Consider the following 1512-nt stretch of genomic DNA (forward strand, 5'->3'; position numbering starts at 1 on the left):
TGATCAACAGCATTTTTTACGCAGGGGAAAGCTAGAGTGTCCAAAGTGTTTTACGCAGTTACGACATATAGGTGTTGATTATGATCGGCCACTTGAAAATTATACCTGTAATAGCTGCTCTCATCATTTTGTTGAGGCACAAACTGTTTGTCAATGCCTGACATGCTCAACAAAAACTTCTCCAGATAAGTTAATAGTAAGAAAGATCTATAAGTTTATGTTAGGTGAGCAAGGTGAGTATATTTATCAACATGGTAAAACTTCTCATGCTCCAGAATTATCAATTAAAGGTAAAGTGGACGTTGGCTTTTTTAAAAATCTGGTGTTGTGGGTAAACAAAGTCGCTTTACGTCATAAAGATTCACATTTGTTGTTAGCTTTACACTTACCATCCTTTAAACAATACAATCAACAATATGGTGAAAATAAACTCTTTTCTCTTATTGAGCAAATTACACTTAGATTAAGTGGTATGCTTCGCGATACAGATATATGTTGTCAATATCGGCAGGACATCTTATTAGTGTTAATGCCAAAAACACCAGAAGCAAGTTTACCAGCATTAAAACAAAAACTAACACAATTAAGTGGGCTCATTGAAGATGATCGTTTTGAGTTAAATGTATTTGCTTGGGGGCTACCAGAACCATCTCTTAATGATGGAATAGATATGTGGATCGAAAAAATTATTGGTGAAGTTTATGCTTCATGATAGCTGGATGTTACTACATCATTTTGTTGGGATGTTATTAAGTAACCATATTTTATGGATGCTTCTCTTCCCAGGAGTGATAGTTGTAGAGTTGCCTCTTTATCTCTTGGTTTTTACTGGGATTTTTAGATGGGCTTACAATCAGCCACAACATACAGTCAATCAATACCCTTCTGTAAGTATTGTGATTACTTGTTACGGCGAGGGTGACGCGATAGGCGTTACCATAGATACTTTAGCGGAGCAGTTGTACCCAGGGAACATTGAAATCTTAGCCGTTGTGGATGGCGCTGTGCAGAATAAGGCTACATATCTTGCAGCATTACACGGAGAGAGAAAATACAAAGGCCTTAAAAACAGAAAAGTAAGAGTCGTGCCAAAGTGGCAACGTGGTGGCCGAGTATCAACTCTCAATGCCGGACTTTCGGTTGCCACCGGTGACATTATCATGAATGTCGATGGTGATACTTCGTTTGATAATGATATGGTGATGACCATGGTCAGCGAGTTTTCTTCTGCCAATGTTATTGCCAGTGGAGGTGCATTACGTGTCAGGAATCATGATAAAAATATTCTGACTAAAATGCAGGCTCTGGAGTATATGCTTTCAATGCAAGCGGGTAAGACCGGCATGGCGAATTGGGGGGTGCTCAATAATATTTCTGGTGCATTTGGCGCTTTTAGGAAACAGGTGTTGTCTCGGGTTGGTGGATGGGATACTCATACCGCAGAAGATCTCGATTTGACGATGCGTTTAAAACAGTATAAACGACGTTATCCAAAGCATAAACTGACGTTTG

The 1512-nt window shown here is 39.1% G+C and carries 2 protein-coding genes; both read left to right on the forward strand.

Features of this window, described 5'->3' with window-relative positions; all coding sequences use genetic code 11:
* A partial coding sequence (locus GOU96_RS17415) for a diguanylate cyclase domain-containing protein (RefSeq protein ID WP_324702056.1) occupies positions 1-712 on the forward strand: 712 nt, incomplete at its 5' end.
* On the forward strand, positions 702-1512 hold an 811-nt coding region (locus GOU96_RS17420; RefSeq protein ID WP_324702057.1), incomplete at its 3' end, for a glycosyltransferase family 2 protein. The genes GOU96_RS17415 and GOU96_RS17420, both read left to right, overlap by 11 nt.

Source organism: Vibrio sp. R-1 (genome assembly GCF_035615595.1).
Lineage (GTDB): Bacteria > Pseudomonadota > Gammaproteobacteria > Enterobacterales > Vibrionaceae > Vibrio > Vibrio cholerae.